The organism is Mesorhizobium neociceri, from assembly GCF_013520985.1.
In the GTDB taxonomy this organism is placed as follows: Bacteria; Pseudomonadota; Alphaproteobacteria; order Rhizobiales; family Rhizobiaceae; genus Mesorhizobium; species Mesorhizobium neociceri.
The window spans coordinates 263,585-284,120 of sequence record NZ_JACDTY010000006.1 but is presented as its reverse complement, the minus strand read 5'-3'; the positions used below and the strand labels follow the sequence as shown (position 1 = coordinate 284,120).

The 20,536-nt window shown below is 64.1% G+C and carries 18 protein-coding genes and 1 riboswitch; of the genes, 14 read left to right on the top strand and 4 right to left on the bottom strand.

The window, feature by feature from the left end:
* Positions 1–332 precede the first annotated feature (332 nt).
* The 11 genes from H0241_RS15220 to H0241_RS15170 all read left to right on the top strand — a co-directional run bounded on the left by H0241_RS15220 (position 333) and on the right by H0241_RS15170 (position 11,922).
* Positions 333–1,016, top strand: coding sequence for an SDR family NAD(P)-dependent oxidoreductase (locus H0241_RS15220; RefSeq protein ID WP_181058477.1), 684 nt, complete (start codon positions 333–335; stop codon positions 1,014–1,016).
* 172 nt (positions 1,017–1,188) lie between these two features.
* On the top strand, positions 1,189–2,043 hold the full coding sequence (locus H0241_RS15215) for a MetQ/NlpA family lipoprotein (RefSeq protein ID WP_181058476.1): 855 nt from the start codon (positions 1,189–1,191) through the stop codon (positions 2,041–2,043).
* 83 nt (positions 2,044–2,126) lie between these two features.
* Entirely contained in the window at positions 2,127–3,218 is a 1,092-nt protein-coding gene (locus H0241_RS15210; RefSeq protein WP_181058475.1) for a methionine ABC transporter ATP-binding protein, read from the top strand.
* The gene (locus H0241_RS15205; RefSeq protein WP_181058474.1) at positions 3,199–3,855 is read left to right on the top strand and encodes a methionine ABC transporter permease; all 657 of its coding nucleotides are present in this window, start codon (positions 3,199–3,201) and stop codon (positions 3,853–3,855) included. Before H0241_RS15210 ends, H0241_RS15205 begins: the two co-directional genes overlap by 20 nt.
* Before the next feature lie 145 nt (positions 3,856–4,000).
* Positions 4,001–5,020 (top strand): isopenicillin N synthase family dioxygenase, encoded by a 1,020-nt coding sequence (locus H0241_RS15200; RefSeq protein ID WP_181058473.1) that lies wholly within the window; start codon positions 4,001–4,003, stop codon positions 5,018–5,020.
* Positions 5,021–5,333: 313 nt separating this feature from the next.
* Positions 5,334–6,377, top strand: coding sequence for a substrate-binding domain-containing protein (locus H0241_RS15195; RefSeq protein ID WP_181058472.1), 1,044 nt, complete (start codon positions 5,334–5,336; stop codon positions 6,375–6,377).
* A 36-nt stretch (positions 6,378–6,413) separates the two neighbouring features.
* On the top strand, positions 6,414–7,685 hold the full coding sequence (locus tag H0241_RS15190; protein WP_181058471.1) for an ABC transporter substrate-binding protein: 1,272 nt from the start codon (positions 6,414–6,416) through the stop codon (positions 7,683–7,685).
* Positions 7,686–7,866: 181 nt separating this feature from the next.
* Positions 7,867–8,718: a carbohydrate ABC transporter permease gene (locus H0241_RS15185; protein WP_407941747.1), complete on the top strand. Its 852-nt coding sequence runs from the start codon at positions 7,867–7,869 to the stop codon at positions 8,716–8,718.
* A complete protein-coding gene (locus H0241_RS15180) occupies positions 8,715–9,560 on the top strand; it encodes a carbohydrate ABC transporter permease (protein WP_181058469.1) in 846 nt (281 codons plus the stop codon). The genes H0241_RS15185 and H0241_RS15180 overlap by 4 nt, the downstream gene beginning before the upstream one ends.
* Positions 9,561–9,581: 21 nt before the next feature.
* Positions 9,582–10,622: an ABC transporter ATP-binding protein gene (locus tag H0241_RS15175; protein ID WP_181058468.1), complete on the top strand. Its 1,041-nt coding sequence runs from the start codon at positions 9,582–9,584 to the stop codon at positions 10,620–10,622.
* Positions 10,623–10,644: 22 nt separating this feature from the next.
* A complete protein-coding gene (locus H0241_RS15170; RefSeq protein WP_181058467.1) occupies positions 10,645–11,922 on the top strand; it encodes an MGH1-like glycoside hydrolase domain-containing protein in 1,278 nt (425 codons plus the stop codon).
* A gap of 180 nt (positions 11,923–12,102) precedes the next feature.
* On the opposite strand, the gene fba is transcribed toward H0241_RS15170, so the two are convergent.
* From fba to mtnK, 4 genes are all read right to left on the bottom strand, one after another.
* Positions 12,103–13,167, bottom strand: a complete 1,065-nt coding sequence (gene fba / locus H0241_RS15165; RefSeq protein ID WP_023729260.1) for a class II fructose-bisphosphate aldolase — start codon at positions 13,165–13,167, stop codon at positions 12,103–12,105.
* Positions 13,168–13,325: 158 nt separating this feature from the next.
* Positions 13,326–13,799 carry a 6,7-dimethyl-8-ribityllumazine synthase gene (locus tag H0241_RS15160; RefSeq protein ID WP_181058466.1) on the bottom strand — a complete coding sequence of 158 codons (474 nt, stop codon included), beginning with the start codon at positions 13,797–13,799 and terminating at the stop codon, positions 13,326–13,328.
* 77 nt (positions 13,800–13,876) lie between these two features.
* Positions 13,877–14,021: riboswitch (FMN riboswitch) on the bottom strand.
* Between the two features lie 238 nt (positions 14,022–14,259).
* Positions 14,260–15,354, bottom strand: coding sequence for an S-methyl-5-thioribose-1-phosphate isomerase (gene mtnA / locus H0241_RS15155; protein WP_181058465.1), 1,095 nt, complete (start codon positions 15,352–15,354; stop codon positions 14,260–14,262).
* On the bottom strand, positions 15,351–16,625 hold the full coding sequence (gene mtnK / locus H0241_RS15150) for an S-methyl-5-thioribose kinase (RefSeq protein ID WP_181058464.1): 1,275 nt from the start codon (positions 16,623–16,625) through the stop codon (positions 15,351–15,353). The genes mtnA and mtnK overlap by 4 nt, the downstream gene beginning before the upstream one ends.
* A gap of 137 nt (positions 16,626–16,762) precedes the next feature.
* On the opposite strand from mtnK, the gene H0241_RS15145 reads away from it, so the two are divergent.
* The 3 genes from H0241_RS15145 (at position 16,763) to H0241_RS15135 (ending at position 20,442) form a co-directional block, all read left to right on the top strand.
* Positions 16,763–18,274 (top strand): sugar ABC transporter ATP-binding protein, encoded by a 1,512-nt coding sequence (locus H0241_RS15145; protein WP_181058463.1) that lies wholly within the window; start codon positions 16,763–16,765, stop codon positions 18,272–18,274.
* 76 nt (positions 18,275–18,350) lie between these two features.
* Positions 18,351–19,346 carry an ABC transporter permease gene (locus tag H0241_RS15140; RefSeq protein WP_181058462.1) on the top strand — a complete coding sequence of 332 codons (996 nt, stop codon included), beginning with the start codon at positions 18,351–18,353 and terminating at the stop codon, positions 19,344–19,346.
* Between the two features lie 46 nt (positions 19,347–19,392).
* The gene (locus tag H0241_RS15135; protein ID WP_181058461.1) at positions 19,393–20,442 is read left to right on the top strand and encodes a substrate-binding domain-containing protein; all 1,050 of its coding nucleotides are present in this window, start codon (positions 19,393–19,395) and stop codon (positions 20,440–20,442) included.
* Positions 20,443–20,536: the final 94 nt, after the last annotated feature.

The following is a 20,536-nucleotide window of genomic DNA, read 5'->3' as shown; positions in this document are numbered from 1 at the left end:
TGCCTGCCGGCATCCTCTCCCCGTAAACGGGGCGAGGGGGGCTGCCATCGACGATTTCGCAAATCACCGCCGTTGCAGAAGAGCTGCCGACGGCCCGGCCAGCCTCTTTCTCCCCGTTTACGGGGAGAAATGCCCGGCAGGGCAATGAGGGGCGGCGCTGACATTGACCACCCGTCCGAGGCGACTGCTGTGGATCCCTGATGCCGGCAGCGTTTTCCACCGAACGGCGAAAATCGAGCAACGCCGTTCTTGTCTCTTGCCGCTCAAGACGCCAGCTATGTGACAAGCGACATCGGCATCGGGCCGAATGTCTGTACGTCAGGGAGAATGACATGGCATCCGAAGTTGCAGTGATCGCGGGCGCGGGCGCGGGCTTGAGCGCCTCGCTGGCACGCCTTCTCACCACGGAAGGCTTCCGCGTGGTGCTGGCCGCCCGCAACACGGCCAAGCTCGCCGCGCTGGTCGAGGAGACCGGCGCGCTGGCCGTCGAGACCGATGTCGCCGATCCTGCTTCCGTCGCCAACCTGTTTGAGGCGGCCGACAAGCAAGGCCCGCTGGCGCTTGCTGTCTTCAACGCCAGCGGCCGCACGCGCGGCCCGATCGCCGAGGTCGATGCCGATGCCGTCAAGCAGGCGCTGCTGGTCGGCGCCTATGGCGGCTTCCTGGTCGGCCAGCAGGCGGCGCGGCGGCTGCTTGCGCGCGGCTCCGGTTCGATCCTGTTCACCGGCGCTTCCGCCAGCATCAAGGGGTTTCCCGGTTCTGCCGGCTTTGCCATGCCGAAATTCGGCCTGCGCGGCCTGGCCCAGTCCATGGCGCGTGAACTCGGTCCGAAAAACATCCATGTCGCGCATTTCATCATCGACGGCCAGATCGAGCCGGTTGGGAAGAAGCCCGAGCGGCCGGACAGCCAGCTGTCGCCCGACGCGATCGCGCAGACCTATCTCGCTGTCCATCGCCAGCATCGCAGCGCCTGGAGTTTTGAGGTCGAGCTTCGGCCGTGGGTCGAGACTTTCTGACCGGTCCGGGCGTGCCGTTCTCGCAAGTGCACAATCTTTGAGAGAATATTCCCGGCTCGGCGTTTGAGAAGAAATGCGGTTCTTTGATCCGGCAAACAGCATTGCCGATGATGTCGTCAAGGCTTGGTATTCCACCAAGCCGCAATGACTTCAGGATTACGAGGGATCGACAATGTCCGAACGCGGAAACGCTTCCAACGCTCTTCTTTTATCAGCCATCAGCCGGCGTGCTGCCCTTGCGGCACTTTTTGCATCGGCCGTCACGCTTGTCGGCCTGGCCCAGCCGACACCGTCCTTTGCCGAAGACAAGAAGGCGATCAAGGTTGGCATCATCAGCGGCGAGGATGAAGATGTCTGGCGAGTGGTGGTTGCTCAGGCCGCCGAAAAAGGCCTGGCCATCGAGACCGTGGTGTTCAACGATTACACCCAGCCCAACGAGGCGCTCGAGCGCGGCGAGATCGACGCCAACGCCTTCCAGCACCAGCCCTATCTCGACAACCAGATCAAGACTCAAGGGTACCACATCGTGCGCGTCGGCTACACTGGCGTCTGGCCAATCGGCCTCTACTCCAAGAAATACACCAAGGTCGCCGACCTGCCCGAAGGCGCCGTCATCGGCCTGCCCAACGATCCATCCAATGAAGGCCGCGCGCTGCGCGTGCTGCAGAACGAGGGCGTGATCAAGCTCAAGGACGGAACCGGCATCCTGGCGACCACCGCCGACATCGCCGAAAACCCGAAGAAGGTCGTCATCAAGGAGCTAGACGCCGGTATCGTCGGGCGTTCGGTCGAGGATCTCGACGCGGCCGTCGTCAACACCGACTGGGCGCTGAAGAGCGGTCTTGGCCCCGACAATCGCATCGCCCAGGAGCCGGTTGCCGACAATCCCTACCGCAACTTCATCGCCGTCAAATCCGGCAATGAGAACGAGGCTTGGGTGAAGACGCTGGTCGCATCCTACCAGAACGAGAAGGTCAAGGCCGAGTTCGACAAGGTCTACAAGGGCACCGGGATCAGTGCTTATTGATCGGCGCCTGGTTGTCAGGAGCAGGCGGCCCGCTTTTGAGCGGGCCGCTGTCGCATTTGTGCACCGTCGAAACGGATAGTGAGATGAACCAGCACGTCACGGCCGAACTGGCCGACCCGGTCAACATAGCTGCCGCCGGGCAGGAGGATGTCGTCCGCCTCGTCGACCTCAAGCGGCGCTTTGGCGCGACGCCGGCGCTCGACGGCGTCTCGCTGACGGTGCGTAAGGGCGAGATCCTCGGCATCATCGGCCGCAGCGGCGCCGGCAAGTCCACGCTGATCCGCTGCCTCAACGGGCTGGAGCGGCCGGATTCCGGCGACGTCTTCATCGAGGGCCGCGAGATCGGCCGGCTCGCCGAGCGCGAACTGCAGCCGCTGCGCCGGCGCATCGGCATGATCTTCCAGCACTTCAACCTGCTGTCGGCCAAGACCGTCGAGGACAATGTCGCGCTGCCGCTGAAGATCGAAGGCCGTCCCAAAGCCGAGCGGCTGGCACGCGCCGCCGAACTGCTCGACCTCGTCGGCCTGTCGGAGAAAGCCAAAGCCTATCCGGCCTCGCTGTCGGGCGGCCAGAAGCAGCGCGTCGGCATTGCCAGGGCGCTGGCCGCGCGGCCGGCGTTGCTGCTGTCCGACGAGGCGACCTCGGCGCTCGATCCGGAGACCACACGCTCGATCCTGGCCTTGCTGAAAGACATCAACCGGCAGCTCGGCCTCACCATCCTGCTCATCACCCACGAGATGGAGGTGATCCGTTCGATCGCCGACCGCGTCGCGGTGATCGATGCCGGCCGCATCGTCGAGCAGGGTCCGGTATGGTCGGTCTTTGCCGAGCCGCGCTCCGAAATCACCAGGAGCCTGCTCGGCGGCATTCGCCCGCAACTGCCGGCCGAGATTGCCGGCCGGCTTGTTCCCGGGGCCGGCGCCGAGCTCATCCTCAGGATCGACGTCGCCGGAGAGGCCGCGCGCGGTCCGCTGCTGTCCGACCTTGCGGTGGCTGTTCCGGGTCCATTCCGCCTCGTCCATGGCGGCATCGATCATGTCCAGCAGCAGCCCGTCGGCACGCTGTTCCTGGCGGTGGCGGGCGATGATGAGCGCCATCTCGCCGAAGTGATCGCTTTTCTGAAGGCCCGTGAAGCGCGGGTGGAGGTGCTTGGTCATGTCGCCGGTTCTGTTTGAACTTCTGCTGCGTTCGATCTGGGAGACGATCCTGATGACGGCGGCGTCCGGCCTCATCTCGCTGGTGTTCGGCCTGCCGCTCGGCCTGGCATTGATTGCCACCGAGCGCGGCGGCATTGCCGAAAACCTGTGGGTGAACCGCGCTCTCGGCGCCGTCATCAATGGCTTCCGCTCGGTGCCCTTCATCATTCTGCTCGTGGCATTGATCCCGGTGACGCGGCTGATCGTCGGCACCTCGATCGGCACCTGGGCGGCGATCGTGCCGCTGTCGATTGCGGCGACGCCCTACTATGCCCGCATCGCCGAAGTGTCGCTGCGCGAGGTCGATCGCGGCCTGATCGAGGCGGCGCGCGCCATGGGCGGCAACCGCTGGACGATCATCCGCGAGGTGCTGGTGCCCGAAGCACTGCCCGGCATTGTCGCCGGTTTCACCGTGACGCTGGTGACGCTGATCGGCGCCTCGGCCATGGCCGGCGCGATTGGTGCCGGCGGGCTTGGCGACCTCGCCATCCGCTACGGCTACCAGCGCTTCGAGACAAGCGTCATGGTCGCCGTCGTCATCGTGCTCATCATCCTCGTCTGCGGCATCCAGTGGGTCGGCGACCGGCTGGTCGCAAGACTGGATCGGCGCGGATGAGTGTCCGCGAACATTATTTGCCGGCAGTCTGCAAAAGACAGCGCCGGCATTCTCCATCAGCCTCGAGATTGGATTGCGCATTGCTTTGATTGGACCAGCCTGCGTGCCAACGTGACTGCGGGGCCGGCAAACAAGGAGCTTGACCATGCCCAGGATCGTACCCGTGCTTGATCTCAGCCGCTTCGAACAGGGCGCTTCCGAGCAGCGAACGTTTCTCTTCGACCTGCGCACGGCCGCGCGGGACGTCGGCTTCTTCTATTTGACCGGCCACGGCATATCCGCTGCGGATACCGCCGAAGTGCTCGCCGCCTCACGCCGCTTCTTCGCTCTGCCGGAAGCCGACAAGCTGGCCATCGAAATGGTCAAATCCTCGCAGTTCCGCGGCTATACGCGCGCCGGCGGCGAGCTGACCAAAGGCAAGGCCGATTGGCGCGAACAGCTCGACATCGGTGTCGAGCGCCCGACCATCGCGCAAGGCCCCGGCGTGCCCGTCTGGACGCGGCTGCAAGGACCGAACCAATGGCCGGCGGCACTGCCGGAACTGAGGCCGGCGCTGCTGGCCTGGCAGACCAAGGCGACGGCGGTGGCGATCCGTCTGCTCAGCGCCTTCGCCTTGTCGCTCGACCAGGCCGAGGATGCCTTCGATCAGATCTACCGGGCCGAGCCCAATCATCGCATGAAGATCGTGCGCTACCCCGGCCGTGATTCCACAGGCGACGACCAGGGCGTCGGCGCGCACAAGGATGGCGGTTTCCTGACGCTTTTGTTGCAGGACGAAAACAAGGGGCTGCAGGTCGAATATGACGGCAGCTGGGTCGATGTCGATCCGCTGCCCGACACGCTGGTGGTCAATATCGGCGAACTGCTCGAACTGGCCTCCAACGGCTATCTCCGGGCAACCGTCCACCGCGTGGTGACGCCGCCGGCCGGTGTTGAGCGCGTCTCGGTCCCGTTCTTCTTCAGTGCCCGGCTCGATGCGACCATCCCGCTGCTCGATCTGCCCGAGGAACTTTCGGCCGAAGCGCGCGGGCCGGCCAGCGATCCCGACAATCCGTTGTTTCGCAATGTCGGCACCAATGTGCTGAAAAGCCGCCTGCGCTCGCATCCCGACGTGGCGCGACGGCACTATGCGGATCTCCTGGAGACCGGCGCCTCAGCCGGCTGAAATCTTCGAAGACGAGAACGAAATTTCTGAATCTCACGCTGTTTTAGAAAGCTGTTCGTCGTCAACCGCCGCGAATACGCGCATACAGGAATTATCGTTCGGCGGTTTCCTCCCATTCCACCGAACGGTGTTCCCCTCTGAAGGTTCTTGACCTTCTTTTGGCCGGGCCGCTTTCGCGCCCGGCCTTTTTTATCCCAACCGTTTCGATAGCTATTTCGCAAATCGGCGCTTCCGCCTCACGTCGATTTAAAACGTTTGCAATTTTCCCAGAGCGCATTACAAACGTTTCAACACTTCGTTTCGGGAGGAACGGTTGCCACCCCGCGTCACCACGTTGAAGGAGCTTGCGGCGAGCCTCGACCTGTCGATAACGACGGTGTCGCGGGCCCTTGCCGGACATGAGCAGATCGCCCTGAGGACGCGCGAGCGTGTCGCGCAAGCGGCGCGCCAGGCCGGTTACGTCCCCAACACGGCGGCGCGCACGCTTGTCTCTGGCCGCAGCGGGTTCGTCGGCCTGGTGCTGCCGATCCGCGGCCCCAACCTCGTCGATTCCTTTCTCGGCGAATTCGTCACCGGGCTTGGCGAAGGGCTGGTGTCGCATGGCGCCGACCTCATCCTCGCCACGGCGGCTCTTGGCCAGTCCGAACTGTCGGTGCTGCGCCATGTCGTCGAATCCGGTCGCGCCGACGGCGTCGTCGTCACCCGCATCGCCGAGGTCGACGAGCGGCTCGCCTATCTGCGCGAGCGCGGCTTTCCCTTCGTCGCCCACGGTCGCCTGCTCGACAGCGACTTTGCCTACAATTGGCTCGATACCGATGGCGCCCACGCTTTCGGCGAAGCCTTCGACATGCTCTATGATCTCGGCCACCGCCATTTCGGCCTGGTGACGATTTCCGAGCCGATGACCTTCCGTCATCTGCGACAGGACGGCCTTGCCGCCGCCATCGGCCGGCGCGGCGATCCGTCGGTGCGCCTCGATGTGGCGACAGCGCCGCGCTTCGATCGCGGCGCCCGCATCCAGGCGATCAACCGCATGCTGCAACAGCCCGAGCGGCCGACGGCTGTCATCGCTTTGTTCGACGAGCTGGCGCTGACGGTGATGGAGGAGGCGGTGCGCGCCGGCCTCAGCGTGCCGCGCGATCTCTCGGTCGTCGGCTTCGACAATGTCGTCGCCTCTGCTTATGCGCCGCCCGGCCTGACCACCTTCGACGCCTCGATCCGCCAGTGCGCGCGCGAGATCGCCGACATGCTGCTCACCGTCATCGCCGAACGGCCCACAGCGCCGCTGACGCGGCTGATCCGGCCGACGCTGGTGCCGCGCGCCAGCCACGGGCCTGCACCGCAGACAAGAAGCTGACGCCGCAACGACGGCGCATATCCAGGGAGGAAGACCATGATGAAAATGTTGAGGACATTGGCGGGGGCCGCGATGGCGCTGTCGTTTGCCATTGGCGGTGCGCAGGCGCAGCAGGTGCTGTTCTGGTCGACGCAGGCGCGCCCGGTCGAAGAGACCCAGAAGATGCGCGACGAGGTGCTGAAGGGCTTTGACGGCGCCGTCGATTATCAGGTCGCCGAGGACGGTCCCTGGCTCACCCGCCTGCAGGCCGAACTGCAGGCCGGCACCGGCACCATCGGCCTGCTTGGCGGCCTGCATGGCGACTTCTCCACCGTCGGCGCCAACCTTGTCGATCTCTCCGCTGTCGATGTCGGCGGCGTCAAGGTCAACGAGGCCTACAAGAAGCTCGGCATGCTCGGCACCGGCGAACAGAAATACATGCCGTGGATGCAGGCCACCTACCTGATGGCGGCCAACAAGCAGGCACTGCAATATCTGCCGCAAGGCGTCGATCTCAACACCATCACTTACGACCAGCTGATCGAATGGTCGAAGAACATCGCCGAGAAAACCGGCTCGCCCAAATTCGGTTTTCCGGCCGGCCCGAAGGGGCTGAAGCACCGCTTCTTCGAAGGCTTCCTTTATCCGTCCTACACCGGCTCGATGGTGACCAAGTTCCGCTCACCCGAGGCCGAGACCGCCTGGAACAAGTTCAAGGAGCTCTGGCAGTATACCAACCCGAACTCGACCAACTACGCCTTCATGCAGGAACCGCTGCTCTCGGGTGAAGTGTGGGTCGCGTTCGACCATGTCGCGCGGCTCGCCGATGCCTTCAACAAGAAGCCGGACGAGTTCGTCGCCTTCCCCGCACCAGCCGGCCCCGCCGGCCGCGGCTTCATGCCGGTGGTGGCCGGTGTCGCCATCCCGAAGACCTCGCCCGACATGGACAAGGCCAAGGCGCTGGTCGCCTATATGCTGAAGCCGGAGACGCAGATCGCGACGCTCAAGGCGACCAATTTCTTCCCCGTCGTCGACGTCAAGCTGCCCGACGGCATGCCGGCTTCGGTCAAGGCGTTCGGCCCGGCGATCACCACCATGACCGGTGCACCCGACGCGCTGCCGGCGCTGCTGCCGATGGGGCTCGGCGATCTCGGCGGCAAGTTCAACCAGGTCTACACCGACTCCTTCGAGCGCATCGTGCTCGGTGGCGAGGATGTGCATGGCGTGCTCGAAGAGCAGGCGGCCGCACTCAAAGCCCTGATCGAACAGGCCAAGGCGCCGTGCTGGGCGCCCGACAAGCCATCCACGGGCGCTTGCCCGGTCGACTAGGCCACGATCCCGAACCGAAGGACCGCATAAGCGAAAAGTGGAGGCCGGTTTTCGGAAAAGATCATGGTCAAACAATAAGACTTCCTCCCGAGGGGCGTCCGGAGTTTGTTGCACTCCGGGCGCCCAGACTGCACCGCTTGACCGCACCGCTTGGCCGCACCACTTGGCCGCAACAAAGGACATCACCATGCACGGCAAGGCTCTGCCCTATCTGCTGCTGATGCCGGCGACCTTGTTCCTGTGCATCTTCTTCCTCTATCCGTTCGTGCTGGTCGCCTTTGAGGCCGTGACCCGCGATGGCGCCTTCACGCTCGACAATTTCCGCACCATGGCCGGCAGCTGGAAGTTTCCGGTCACCGTGCGCAACACGCTGCTGCTCGCGGCAATCGTCGTGCCGATCCAGCTGGTGATGGCGCTGCTAATGGCGAGCGTGGTGTCGCGGCTGGAAACCGGGCGCAGTGCAGCGCTCTACATCTTCGCCATTCCGCTCGGCATCTCTGACCTTGCCGCCGGCCTGATCTGGCTCGCCATCTTCGACCAGTCCGGTTTCCTCAACACGCTGCTTTCCCACCTCGGCGTCGTCGACCGCCCGATCATGTTCCTCGGCTACCAGAGCAAACTCACCATCTTCATCGCCGTCGCGCTGGCCGAGATCTGGCGCGCAACCGCCATCATGATGGTCATCCTTGTCGCCGGCATGGGGCTCATCCCCAAGGAATATTACGAAGCGGCGGAAGTGTTCGGCGCCGGCCCGTGGAAGCGCTTCGTGCGCATCACGCTGCCGTTGCTGCGCCCCAGTCTGCAGACGGCGATCATCCTGCGCGTCATCCTCGCCTTCGAGGTCTTCGCCGTCGTCGCAGCCCTTGGCGGCACCAATCTGCCGGTGCTGATGGGCGAGACCTACAACTGGCAATTCACGCTACAGGACAGCAACGTCGCCGCCGCCTCGGCGCTGCTCATCCTCGCCATCTCGATCGGCTTCACGCTGTTCTTCCTTAGAGTGCTGCGCGTGCCCAAGGAGGCACGCATATGAGCGCGGTCACGCAGGCCCCGGTCGCGGCAGTCGCGGATGCGCGCAAGGCCGGCGACTGGCTGCTGATCGCCACCGCCATCCTGCTCTGCGTCTGGGTGCTGCTGCCGATCTATCTGCTGATCGTCAATGCGCTGTCGTCACCCGATGCGGTGACCGCTTTCCCCAAGCGTTTCTTCCCCGCCTTCGATCTCGGCAGTCTGTCGTTCTTCGTCAATTTCGCCGGCGTTGCCAGGGCACTGTGGAACTCGGTTCTCGTCGCCACGCTGACGATGATCCTGTCGATCGGCTTCGGCGCGCCGGCCGGCTATGCGCTGTCGCGTTTCGATTTCCCGGGCAAGGGCACCTTCCGTTTCCTGGTGCTGATGACGCGGGCGTTCCCGCTGCCGCTGCTGGCGTTGCCGCTGGCGGTGATGTTCATCCGCACCGGCCTCGACGACACCGCCATCGGCCTGGCGCTGGTCCACACCACGCTGGCGCTGCCCTTTGCGGTGCTGATCACCTTCTCGCTGTTCTCCGGCATTCCGGTCGAACTCGAGGAAGCCGCCTGGACATTGGGCTGCACCAGGCTGCAGGCCTTTCGCAAGGTCATCCTGCCGCTGGCGCTGCCCGGCATCGCGGCCTCGGCCGTGTTCGCCTTCACCATCTCCTGGAACGAGGTGTTTGCCGCCGCAGTGCTCACCATCGAGAACCGCACGCTGACCGCCTTCCTTCTGCAAAGCCTCGGCGAGTCGCCGCTCTACCTCAAATTTGCCGGCGGCGCGGCGCTGGTCGTGCCGGCGCTGATCTTCATCTTCGCCGTGCGCAAATATCTGTTCGCCATGTGGGGGATCGCCAACCGATGACACGCGACACGGAGAAGGCCCATGGCTGAAATCGCGATCAAGGGCGTGGCCAAACGCTTCGGTGGCTTCACCGCTTTGCATCAGGTCGACCTCGCCATTGCCGACCAGGAATTCATGGTGCTGCTCGGCGCGTCCGGCTGCGGCAAGACTACGCTGCTGCGCATTGTCGCCGGGCTGGAGACGCCGAGCCAGGGCGAGGTCTGGATCGGTGGCCGCCGTGTCGACCATCTGACACCGCGCGAGCGCGGCATCGCCATGGTGTTCCAGAACTACGCCGTCTTCCCGCATCTGACCGTGTTCGAAAACATTGCCTTCGGCCTGCGCATGAAGAAACTGCCGCAGGCCGATGTCGAGCGCCGCGTCAACCGCACCGCCGAACTCATGCACATCGAGCAACTGTTGAAGCGCTATTCCGGCCAGCTGTCCGGCGGCCAGCGCCAGCGTGTCGCGGTCGCCCGCGCACTCGCCATGGAGCCGGATGTCATCCTGATGGACGAGCCGCTGTCCAATCTCGACGCTTTGCTGCGGCTGGAAATGCGGGCCGAACTCAAGGGCGTGCTCGCGGCATCGAAGACCACCACCATCTACGTCACCCACGACCAGGTCGAAGCGATGAGCCTTGCCGACCGCATCGCGGTCATGCATCAGGGCCGCATCGTCCAGGCCGCGTCGCCGGTCGAGGTCTACCGCAATCCGGCGGCGCGTTTCGTCGGCTCCTTCATCGGCAATCCGCCGATGAATTTTGTCCCAGCGACCAAGGCCGGAAATGGCAGCTGGAGCGTCGCCGGACTGACGTTGGCCGGCCCGAAATCGGACAAGCAGACAATAGAATTCGCCATCCGCCCGGAAGACGTCGATGCCGGCAGCGAAGGCCTGCACGCAACCGTGCGCGTCATCGAGCCGCTCGGGCCGCACACGCTGGTCACTTGCGATGTTGAGGGCGGCCTGTTCCGCGCCACCCTGGACTCTAACGCCGGCATCAAGGTCGGCGAGGATCTGCGGCTCGCGCCCAAAGCCGACCGCATCCGCTGGTTCGATCCCGAAACCACCAATGCCCTTTGAACCAGAAAGACAAATGCCTTCCATGACTTCTCTAGCCGTCGACGAAACCATCGCCCGCGCCGTCGAGGTGCTCAGGGAAAACGACCAAGGCGCCTACACCATCCCGACCAAAGGTCTTTACCCCTTCCAGTGGAACTGGGATTCCTGCCTGACCGCGCTTGGTCTTGCCCACTACGACGAGGCGCGCGCCTGGACCGAGATCGACACTTTGTTTGCCCACCAATGGCCGGACGGCATGGTGCCGCACATCATCTTCCATGTCTGGAACGACGGCTATTTTCCCGGGCCCGATGTCTGGCGCACGGGTCGGCCGACAGAGACTTCCGGCATCACCCAGCCGGCCGTCGCCGGCTTTGCCGTGCGCCGCCTGTTCGACCGCGCCAGGGACAAGACATTGGCGGCCGCGCGGGCGCGCGCTCTGCTGCCCAAGATCGATGCCTGGCACCGCTGGTTCTACGAAAACCGCGATCCCAAAGGCGAGGGGCTGGTCGCCATCATCCATCCCTGGGAATCCGGCCGCGACAATTCCATCGACTGGGACGATGCGTTCGAGCGCGTGCCCACCGAAGGCGTCGAGCCCTACACGCGTCGCGACACGCTGCATGCCGATCCGGCGCACCGCCCGACGAAAGAGCAATACGACCGCTATCTCTGGCTGCTGCAGCATTTTCGCTCACTCGGCTGGGACAATGCCAGGCTGCACGACGCTTCGCCGTTCCAGGTCGTCGACCCCGGCTTCAACGCCATCCTCATCCGCGCCTGCGCCGACCTTGCCGATCTCGCCGAAGCGCTCGGCGAGAGCAAGATCGCCGAAGCCAACCGCGACCGTGCCCAAAAGGGCCTGACGGCGATGGAGCGGCTGTGGAGCGACGCGCACGGCCAATATCTCTGTCTCGACCGCACCACAGGCCAGCTGATCGACAGCGCCTCCGTCGGCGGTATCTTGGCCGCCTTCGCGGCCATTCCAGAACTTCGCGCGGCGGCGCTCGCGGCGCGCGTCGAGCATCTTGCCGGCAGAGCGCGCTATGTCGTGCCATCACACGATCCCGACGATCCGCGCCTCGACGCCAAGCGCTACTGGCGCGGCCCGGTCTGGCTGGTCGTCAACTACATGATCGCCGACGGGCTTACTGCTGGCGGCCGTGGCGACGTCGCCCGGCGCATCACCCAGTCCAGCCTCGACCTGATCCGGGAGAGCGGCTTTGCCGAATATTACGACCCGCTCACCGGGGGGCCATTAGGTGGCGGCCGCTTCACCTGGACGGCGGCGATGGTGATTGAGTTTCTAAGAAGAGCGTGAGAGCGGCACCGCCCTCTCTTTCCTTCTCCCCTTGTGAGAGAAGGTGGATCGGCGCGCAGCGCCGAGACGGATGAGGGGTGTTCCAGGAAACGCCAACGCCTCACTCCGCTGGAACACCCCTCATCCGTCGCCTTCGGCGACACCCTCTCCCACAAGGGGAGAAGGTAAGGTCAGGTCAACTCACCCAAACTTCGGATCAAGACTACCTGACTTGTACCGCTTGGCCATCTCAGCAACCGGCAGCGGCTTGATCTTCTGCGCGTTGCCGGCGGTGCCGAACTGCTCGAAGCGCTCCTTGCACAGCTTCCTCATCGCGGCCATCGCCGGCGTCAGATATTTGCGCGGATCGAACTCGCTCGGGTTCTCGGTCAGCACCTTGCGGATGGCGCCGGTCAGCGCCATGCGGTTGTCGGTGTCGATGTTGATCTTGCGCACGCCGTGCTTGATGCCGCGCTGGATCTCCTCCACCGGCACACCCCAGGTCGGCTTCATCTGGCCGCCATATTTGTTGATGATCTCCTGCAGGTCCTCCGGCACAGAGGACGAGCCGTGCATGACCAGATGCATGTTGGGCAGCCGGCGGTGGATCTCCTCGATGACGTTCATCGCCAGCACCGCGCCGTCCGGCTTGCGCGAGAATTTGTAGGCGCCGTGGCTGGTGCCCATGGCCACCGCCAGCGCGTCGACATGGGTGTCCTTGACGAACTCCACCGCCTGAACCGGATCGGTCAAAAGCTGGTCGTGGCTGATCGCGCCCTCGACGCCGTGGCCGTCTTCCTGCTCGCCGCCGCCGCTCTCGAGCGAGCCGAGCACGCCGATCTCGCCTTCGACCGACACGCCGCCCCAATGCGCCATGTCGACGACGCGCCGGGTGATGCCTGAGTTATAGGCATAGTCGGCCGGCGTCTTGCCGTCTTCCTTCAGCGAGCCGTCCATCATCACCGAGGTGAAGCCGTACTGGATGGCGGTGACGCAAGTGGCTTCGTTGTTGCCGTGGTCGAGATGCATGCAGACCGGAATGTCGGGGTGGATTTCGACCAGCGCGTCGATCAGCTTGGCGAGCACCACGTCATTGGCGTAGGCGCGGGCGCCGCGGCTGGCCTGCAGGATGACCGGCGACTTGGTCTCCTCGGCCGCCTCCATGATGGCGAGGCCCTGTTCCATATTGTTCATGTTGAAAGCGGGTACGCCGTAGCCGTATTCGGCGGCGTGATCGAGCAATTGTCTCAGTGTTATGCGAGCCACCCAATAGTCTCCCGTATCTGGTTTCAAGCGCAACGTCGCGGGCCGGCCGGTTGCCGACCCAGATGCTTCTGGCCGGATTTCGGCAGAACGGCAACCGTCAGCAGCCGCCGAGGCCGCAATTCTTGTTGCAGGGCTGAAATCCGGGCGTTTTCCTTGGCTCAGGCGGCGATTGACGCCCGCGCGGCCAGGATCTGAACGCAGGCATTGGCCGCTTCCTTGCCCTTGACGGTGAAGTGCTCGAAGAAGAAGCGGTGGTGCTCGCCGCTGTCGTGATAATTGTGCGGCGTCAGCACCGCCGAAAGCACCGGCACGCCGCTCGACAACTGCACTGTCATCATGCCGTCGAGCACGGCGGCCGCCACGAAATCGTGGCGATAGATGCCGCCATTGACGACAAAAGCGGTGCCGAGGATCGCGGCGTAGCGGCCGGTCGCAGCCAGTGTCTTGGCGTACAGCGGGATTTCAAAGGCGCCCGGTACGTCGAACACATCGACGGCGAAGCGCCCACCGCCGAGAGCGGCAAGTTCCGTCTCGAAAGCTTGCACGCATTGGTCGACGATATCGGCGTGCCAGCGCGCGCGAATGACGGCGATGCGGGTCGTTTCATAGTCTTTTGGAATATGCTGATTCATGGGTCCATCCTTCCGTTTCGAACCAGAATCAGGACGCACGATACGAAATCCGGCCCGCGCGAATGGTCCGTTTTCCGTTTCGTTCTCTTCCATCCGGACTGTAACCGTCGGCTCCGGAATCACACCGGATCTGCTGACCCTTCCGTTGCCGGAAAGCGCTCGCGGGCTTGGGCCGAAACCCTTACCGCCGGTGGGGACTTTCACCCCGCCCTGAGAACATTAACGAGGGAGGTATGGAAGGGTGGGAAGGGGCTGTCAATCGGTGATTAGCCGATCTCCCCCCTCGTGGGGGAGATGCCCGGCAGGGCAGAGGGGGGCGCGAAGGATCGCGGCCGATCTCGTTCGTGAAGCCATCGGATTGGGAAAGTTAGCAGGCTCAATCCAAGTATTGCTATGCTGGCGGGACAGCGCCCCCCTCTGTCCTGCCGGACATCTCCCCCACGAGGGGGGAGATTGGCTGTTATCCCCGCTCCGGAAACATAGCCTTCAACCCCTCACGCGAGGCCTTCGCCACCCCGCGCTCGGTGATCAGCCCGGTCACCAACCTTGCCGGCGTCACATCGAAGGCAGGATTGGCCGCTGGCGTCGCCTCAGGCGAAACCCGCACCTGCGCGATCTTGCCGTCCGCGGTCTTGCCCCAGACCAAGGACACCTCGTCGCCGGAGCGCTCCTCGATCGGGATCTCGGTCAGCCCGTCACCCACCGTCCAGTCGATGGTCGGCGACGGCAGCGCGACATAGAACGGCACGTCATTGTCGGCGGCGGCGAGCGCCTTGAGATAGGTGCCGATCTTGTTGCAGACATCGCCGTTGGCCGTCGTGCGGTCTGTGCCGACGATCACCATGTCGATGTCGCCATGCTGCATCAGATGGCCGCCGGCATTGTCGACGATCAGCGTGTGCGGCACGCCGTGGCCGGCCATCTCCCAGGCGGTCAGCTGGGCGCCCTGGTTGCGCGGCCGCGTCTCGTCGACGTAGACATGGACAGGAATGCCGGCCTCGACGGCGAGATAGATCGGCGACGTGGCGGTGCCGTAGTCGACCGTCGCCAGCCAGCCGGCATTGCAATGGGTAAGGATGTTGACCGGCTCGCCCGGCTTCTTGCGCGCCGCGATCTCCTTGATGATGGCAAGCCCGTTTTCGCCGATGGCGCGGTTTAACCCGACATCCTCGTCGGCGATTTCGGCGGCGCGCTTGTAAGCGGCTTCTGCGCGTTGCGCCGGTGCGATCGGTTTCAAGGAGCGCCGCATCTCGTCCAGCGCCCAGCGCAAATTGATCGCAGTCGGCCGCGTCTTGTGCAGGCTCTCCCAGACCGCGTCGAGGGCTTCGTCCGACGGATCGTCCAGCATCTGGATGGCGACGCCGTAGGCCGCGGTGACGCCGATCAGCGGTGCGCCGCGCACCCACATGTCGCGGATCGCGGTGGCGATGCCGTCGACCGTGCCGATCCTTTCCACGCGAAATTCATGCGGCAGCCAGCGCTGGTCGATGATCTCGACCGAACGCTTGTCGTCGCTCAGCCAGATGGTGCGGTAATGGCGATCGCCGACGTTCAAATCCTGCTCTCCCGTTCGATCAGCGTGGCCAGATTGTTGACCTCGTCCATGCTGTGGATATGGCGCCGGTTGACGGCGATGTGGCGTCCGAACTTCAGCGCCTTGGCCTCGCAGGAGGCGCGCAGATCCTCGTCTTCAATGGTCTCGAAATCGGCATTGTGAGCGAGGCCGAGAATGCGGCGGTGCACCTCGATGCCGGCAAAGCCGAGCAGGTCGGTCCATATCTGGTGCAGCACATGGTCGAGCGCCTGCTCGGAGGCGAGGACGTCGCCCTGATCCTCGAACAGGCTCTTCTGGTAAAGCATGCCGGTGCGCTCGCTGCGCCACAGAGCCGAGAATTCGGCGCGGAACACCGACCATGTCTCGTTGGTGACCTCGAGCAGATAGGCGCGCATCGCGTCGCGCTTGCCGTTCTGCTCGTGGCCGCGCTGCGAGAAGAAGGACATCCAGAAATTGGCGAGCAGCATGCCGACGTCGAAGGCCATCGGACCGTAAAAGGCGAACTCCGGATCGATCATCCTTGTCTCGGTATCGGTGACCATGATCGAGCCGGAATGCAGATCGCCATGCAGCAGCGTCTCGGCATTGGCGGCGAAGATATGCTTCAGCCGCTGCGCCTCGACCTTGAGGTCGCGGTCGACGCGCAGCTCGGCGACCAGGCCGTCAAGCTGCGGCGATGTATGGCGGTTCAGCTTGGCGTCGAAATAGGGATCGGAAAACACCAGATCCTCGGTGATGCCGCAGAGCTCGACATTGTCGGCGAACAGCGCCAGGTCGGCCTTGCGATCCTTGGTCGTCATCGAGAGATCGGAGCCGCGGAACAAAGTGCGGGCCATGAACAGGCCGATATCCTTGGCAATGTTCGGCAGCTGGCGGCCATCGATGAGGGCGCGGCGTAGGATGACGTGCGGCGGCGCCAGATACTCCATGATGATCAGCGCCTGGCCTTCGTCGAAATGATAGATCGCCGGCACCGAGCCCGGCGCGCGCGCTTCCTGCCTTGTCAGTGCGTGATATTCGAAGAAGGAACGCTTCAGCGGCAGCGGCCAGCTGTCGCCGACAAGGCGGACATAGGGCAAGGCTTGCTTGACGACGGCTGCGCCCGAGGCGCCCTCGACGATGAAGACGAGGTTCAGATTGCCATCGCCGACCTCGCGCACCTTCCAGGCGCTCGTGTCCTTGCCGATGCTGGCGCACAGCGCTTCGTTCGTACCGAGGCGCGCGGTAAGCGTCTCCACCGACAGTGCTTCGAACGGCAATTTCCCAGTCATTCCTCATCCTCCCGCTTGCTCGCTCCAATCATAGTGGAGCGATGGCGGCCGGGCCAAGCTAGGAAGCTGTTTGGCAATTGTCAATCGAGTTGACAATTGATGACATAGCCCATAGCGTCATCGTCAGGGAGGAACGAATGGGCAATGATGCCGTGTTCCGCGTGGACGGCCTGAGGAAGTCCTTCGGCCTTATCGAGGTGCTTGGCGGCGTCTCGATCGAATTGCATGCCGGTGAAATCACCGTGCTGATGGGCGCCAACGGCGCCGGTAAATCCACCCTCGTGAAAATCATCAGCGGCGTCTACGACCATGCCGGCGGTACCATGCACCTCGCTGGCGACAACTTCGCGCCGAACACGCCGGCTGAAGCGATCCGCGCCGGCGTCGTCACCGTTCACCAGAACATCAATGACGGCGTCGTTGCCGACCTCGATGTCGCCACCAATCTGACGCTTGACCGATTGAGCGGCAAGGGCGCGCCGCTGCTCTTCAATCCCGGCCGCGTGCGCCGTGAGGCGAGGGCGGTCGCCGACCGCTTGGGGCTCGCCATCGACCTCAGGGCGCGGGTCAGCGACCTGTCGCTTGCCGACCGCCAGATGGTGGCTATCGCGCGCGCCATGGCGCATCAGCCGAAAGTGCTGATCCTCGACGAGCCGACCTCGTCGCTGTCCAGCGCCGAGGCCGATCGGCTGTTCGCCCTGCTCGACCGGCTGCGCGAGCAAGGCGTCGCCATCCTCTACATTTCACACCGTATGTCCGACATCAGGCGGCTGGCCGACCGCATCGTCTCGATGCGTGACGGCGTCATCGCAGGCGTCTTCGACCAGAAACCGCTCGACTATGAGGGCGCTGTCAACGCCATGCTCGGCCGCAAGATCCATCTCGACCGGATCGAAGTGAGGAATGCGGCCAAGCCGATCCTGACCATCGATGCCTTGCGCATTGCGCCGGGCGCGCGACCCCTCTCGCTGACACTCGGCGACGGCGAGGTCGTTGCCGTCACCGGTCTCGTCGGCGTCGGCAAGACTGCACTGGCCGAGACGCTGTTCGGCCTGCGCAAGCCACTGTCAGGCACGATGCATTTGAACGGCAGGCCGTATGCGCCCGCATCGACAGGCGAGGCCATTGCGGCCGGCGTGTTCCTTGTCGCCAAGGACCGTGGCGAAAACGGTATTGTCGGCGGCTTCAACATCCAGGAAAACATCAGCCTTCCCTTCCACAAGCGCATGTCGCGCTTTGCCGTACTCAAGCGCGGGCTCGAACGCACGACGGCCCGCCGGCAGATCGACGAGCTCGGCATCGTCTGCCGCTCGGAGAAAGACGAGATGCCGACGCTGTCCGGCGGCAACCAGCAGAAGGTGATGGTCGCGCGCTGGATGGCGCAGGACGCGAGACTGTTCATTCTCGACGAGCCATTCCAGGGCGTCGACATCTCGGCCCGGCGCGACATCGCCGCCAAGCTGAGGGCCAGCGCCAATGGCCGCGCCACGCTTTTGTTCGTCACCGAACTCGACGAGGCACTGGAGACCGCCGACCGCATCCTGGTGATGTCCGAGCAGACCATCGTCGGTGAGCACCGCAACACCGATGTCGATCTCGACCGCCTGCTGGCTGAAGTGGCGGGCGGTCCGCTGCACAGCGCGGCCTGAGCCACGATGATTGAAGAACGATGAGAATTGGAATGGAGCGCATGGGTTTGAGTTGGATGTTGACGGCGGGCGCTGAATGACGCTGCGCGACTACGCCATCCGCTATGGGTTCATCGTGCTTCTGTTCGGGCTGATCGCGTATTTCGCCATCGCCGCCGATGGGTTCGTCTCGCCGCAAAGTGCCGTCTTCATCTTCCAGTCGGTCGCCATCACCGGCGTGCTGGCGCTCGGTGTCACCGCCACGCTTGTCGTCGGCGGTTTCGACCTGTCGATCGGCTCGGTCGCCACGTCGGCCATGATGGCGGCGGCCTATGTCATGGTGGTGCTGGAGCAGAATGTCGTCGTCGCGGTCGTCGTCTGCCTGCTCATCGGTGCCATCGTCGGCCTGATCAATGGCTGGCTGATCGTCTATATGCGCGTGCCCGATCTGCTGGCGACGCTCGGCATGATGTTCCTGCTCGTCGGCCTGCAGCGCATCCCGACCGAAGGGCGCTCCATCGCCACAGGGATGACCATGCCCGACGGCTCCGTCGCCAACGGCAAATTCTCAGATGCTTTCCTGGCGCTCGGCCGCCACCGCTTCGACTTCTTCATCCCGAACCTCATCCCGGTGTCGGTCGTCGTGCTCATCGTGCTCGCCGTGCTGATCTGGTTCTTCCTCGAATACACCCGCTTCGGCCGCATGATGTATGCGGTCGGCTCGAATGAGCGCGCCGCGGAACTCGCCGGTGCGCCTGTCAAGGCATACAAAATCTGGGCCTACGTCATTTCAGGAGTTTTTGCCTCGATCGGCGGCATTTTGCTCGCGGCACGACTTGGACGCGGCGACATCGCCTCGGGTAATAATCTGCTGCTCGATGCGGTTGCCGCGGCGCTGATCGGTTACGCGGTGCTCGGCGCCGCCAAGCCGAACGCCTTCGGAACTGCAGTGGGCGCGCTGTTCGTCGGCATCCTGCTGCAAGGCCTGACGATGATGAACGCGCCTTACTACACGCAGGATTTCGTCAAGGGCGTGGTTCTCGTCGTCGCCCTTGTCTTCACCTTCGCCCTTTCCGGCCGGGGCAGGAGATAGAACGGCTGCCGGGACAGTTTTGGGTTCAACAAGTGGAGGAAACAAAGTGAACATTACAAGAAGACTTCTGGGGAAGGTCGTGCTCGGATTGGCCGGTGCAACGATGCTGATGCCGGGGGCATTTGCCGCCGACAAGCCGGCGCCGTTCGACAAGCCGGGCGTCAAGATCGCGCTGGTGCGCTATCTCTCGACCGGCGATTTCTTTCAGGCCTATCTCTCGGGTGTCGAATCCCAGTCAAAGGCGCTCGGCATCGATCTGCGCGTGCTCGACAGCCGCCAGGATGCCGCCCTTCAGTCCGACATGGTCGACCAGGCCATTGCGCTTGGCGTGCAGGGCATCATCATCCAGCACGGCCTGACGGAATCGATGAAGGACGCCGCCCAGCGCGCGGTCGACGCCGGCATCAAGGTGGTGGCCTTCGACGTCAATGTCGAAAACCCCAAGATCCCGCAGATCGAACAGTCCGACAAGGACCTTGCGCGCCTCGCGCTTGAGCAAGCGGTCAAGGACAATGGCGAGAGCTGGAACGCCGGTTATGTCTATGTCGCCGGCATCGCGCCGCTCGACCGCCGCAACGAGACCTGGGTCGATGTGAAGAAGAAGTATGCCGGCATCAAGGAAGCCGCGATGTTCGGCACGCTCGACAACCCGATCGCCAACTCCGTCGCCAACCAGGCGCGCTCGGTGCTCCAGGCGCATACCGACATCAATGTCATGTTCGCGCCCTATGACGAATTCGCCAAGGGCGTGAAGATCGCCGTCGACGAGGCGGGCCTGAACAAGAAGATCAAGATCTACTCCGCCGACATCTCGACCTCGGACATCGCGGCGATGCGCGAAACCGACAGCGCCTGGGCCGCCACCGCCGCCACCAACCCGGCCGTCGTCGGTCAGGTTTCGGTGCGCGCGCTTGCGCAGCTGCTGGCCGGTGAAGATCCCGGCCACAACGTCATCGTGCCGCCGACGCTGATCACCCAGAAAGACCTGATCGACAAAGACATCAAGAACATGGAAGACCTGTCGGCCAAGCTGCCGCAGTTCGCCCATGCCGATGTCGCCATGCCGGCCTGGATGCCAAACCCGAACGCGAAGTAAGGTCTGATAAAAGCGAAAGGGGAGCCGTCGACCCCCACTCCGTCGAGCTTCGCTCGACACCTCTCCCCCGATCGACGGGGGAGAGGAAAGGCGC

Coding starts and splice junctions, on each gene's coding strand:
- H0241_RS15220 (WP_181058477.1), top strand. CDS start 333: ATGGCATCCGAAGTTGCAGTGATCGCGGGCGCGGGCGCGGGCTTGAGC.
- H0241_RS15215 (WP_181058476.1), top strand. CDS start 1,189: ATGTCCGAACGCGGAAACGCTTCCAACGCTCTTCTTTTATCAGCCATC.
- H0241_RS15210 (WP_181058475.1), top strand. CDS start 2,127: ATGAACCAGCACGTCACGGCCGAACTGGCCGACCCGGTCAACATAGCT.
- H0241_RS15205 (WP_181058474.1), top strand. CDS start 3,199: ATGTCGCCGGTTCTGTTTGAACTTCTGCTGCGTTCGATCTGGGAGACG.
- H0241_RS15200 (WP_181058473.1), top strand. CDS start 4,001: ATGCCCAGGATCGTACCCGTGCTTGATCTCAGCCGCTTCGAACAGGGC.
- H0241_RS15190 (WP_181058471.1), top strand. CDS start 6,414: ATGATGAAAATGTTGAGGACATTGGCGGGGGCCGCGATGGCGCTGTCG.
- H0241_RS15180 (WP_181058469.1), top strand. CDS start 8,715: ATGAGCGCGGTCACGCAGGCCCCGGTCGCGGCAGTCGCGGATGCGCGC.
- H0241_RS15175 (WP_181058468.1), top strand. CDS start 9,582: ATGGCTGAAATCGCGATCAAGGGCGTGGCCAAACGCTTCGGTGGCTTC.
- H0241_RS15170 (WP_181058467.1), top strand. CDS start 10,645: ATGACTTCTCTAGCCGTCGACGAAACCATCGCCCGCGCCGTCGAGGTG.
- H0241_RS15160 (WP_181058466.1), bottom strand. CDS start 13,799: ATGAATCAGCATATTCCAAAAGACTATGAAACGACCCGCATCGCCGTC.
- mtnK (WP_181058464.1), bottom strand. CDS start 16,625: ATGACTGGGAAATTGCCGTTCGAAGCACTGTCGGTGGAGACGCTTACC.
- H0241_RS15145 (WP_181058463.1), top strand. CDS start 16,763: ATGGGCAATGATGCCGTGTTCCGCGTGGACGGCCTGAGGAAGTCCTTC.
- H0241_RS15140 (WP_181058462.1), top strand. CDS start 18,351: ATGACGCTGCGCGACTACGCCATCCGCTATGGGTTCATCGTGCTTCTG.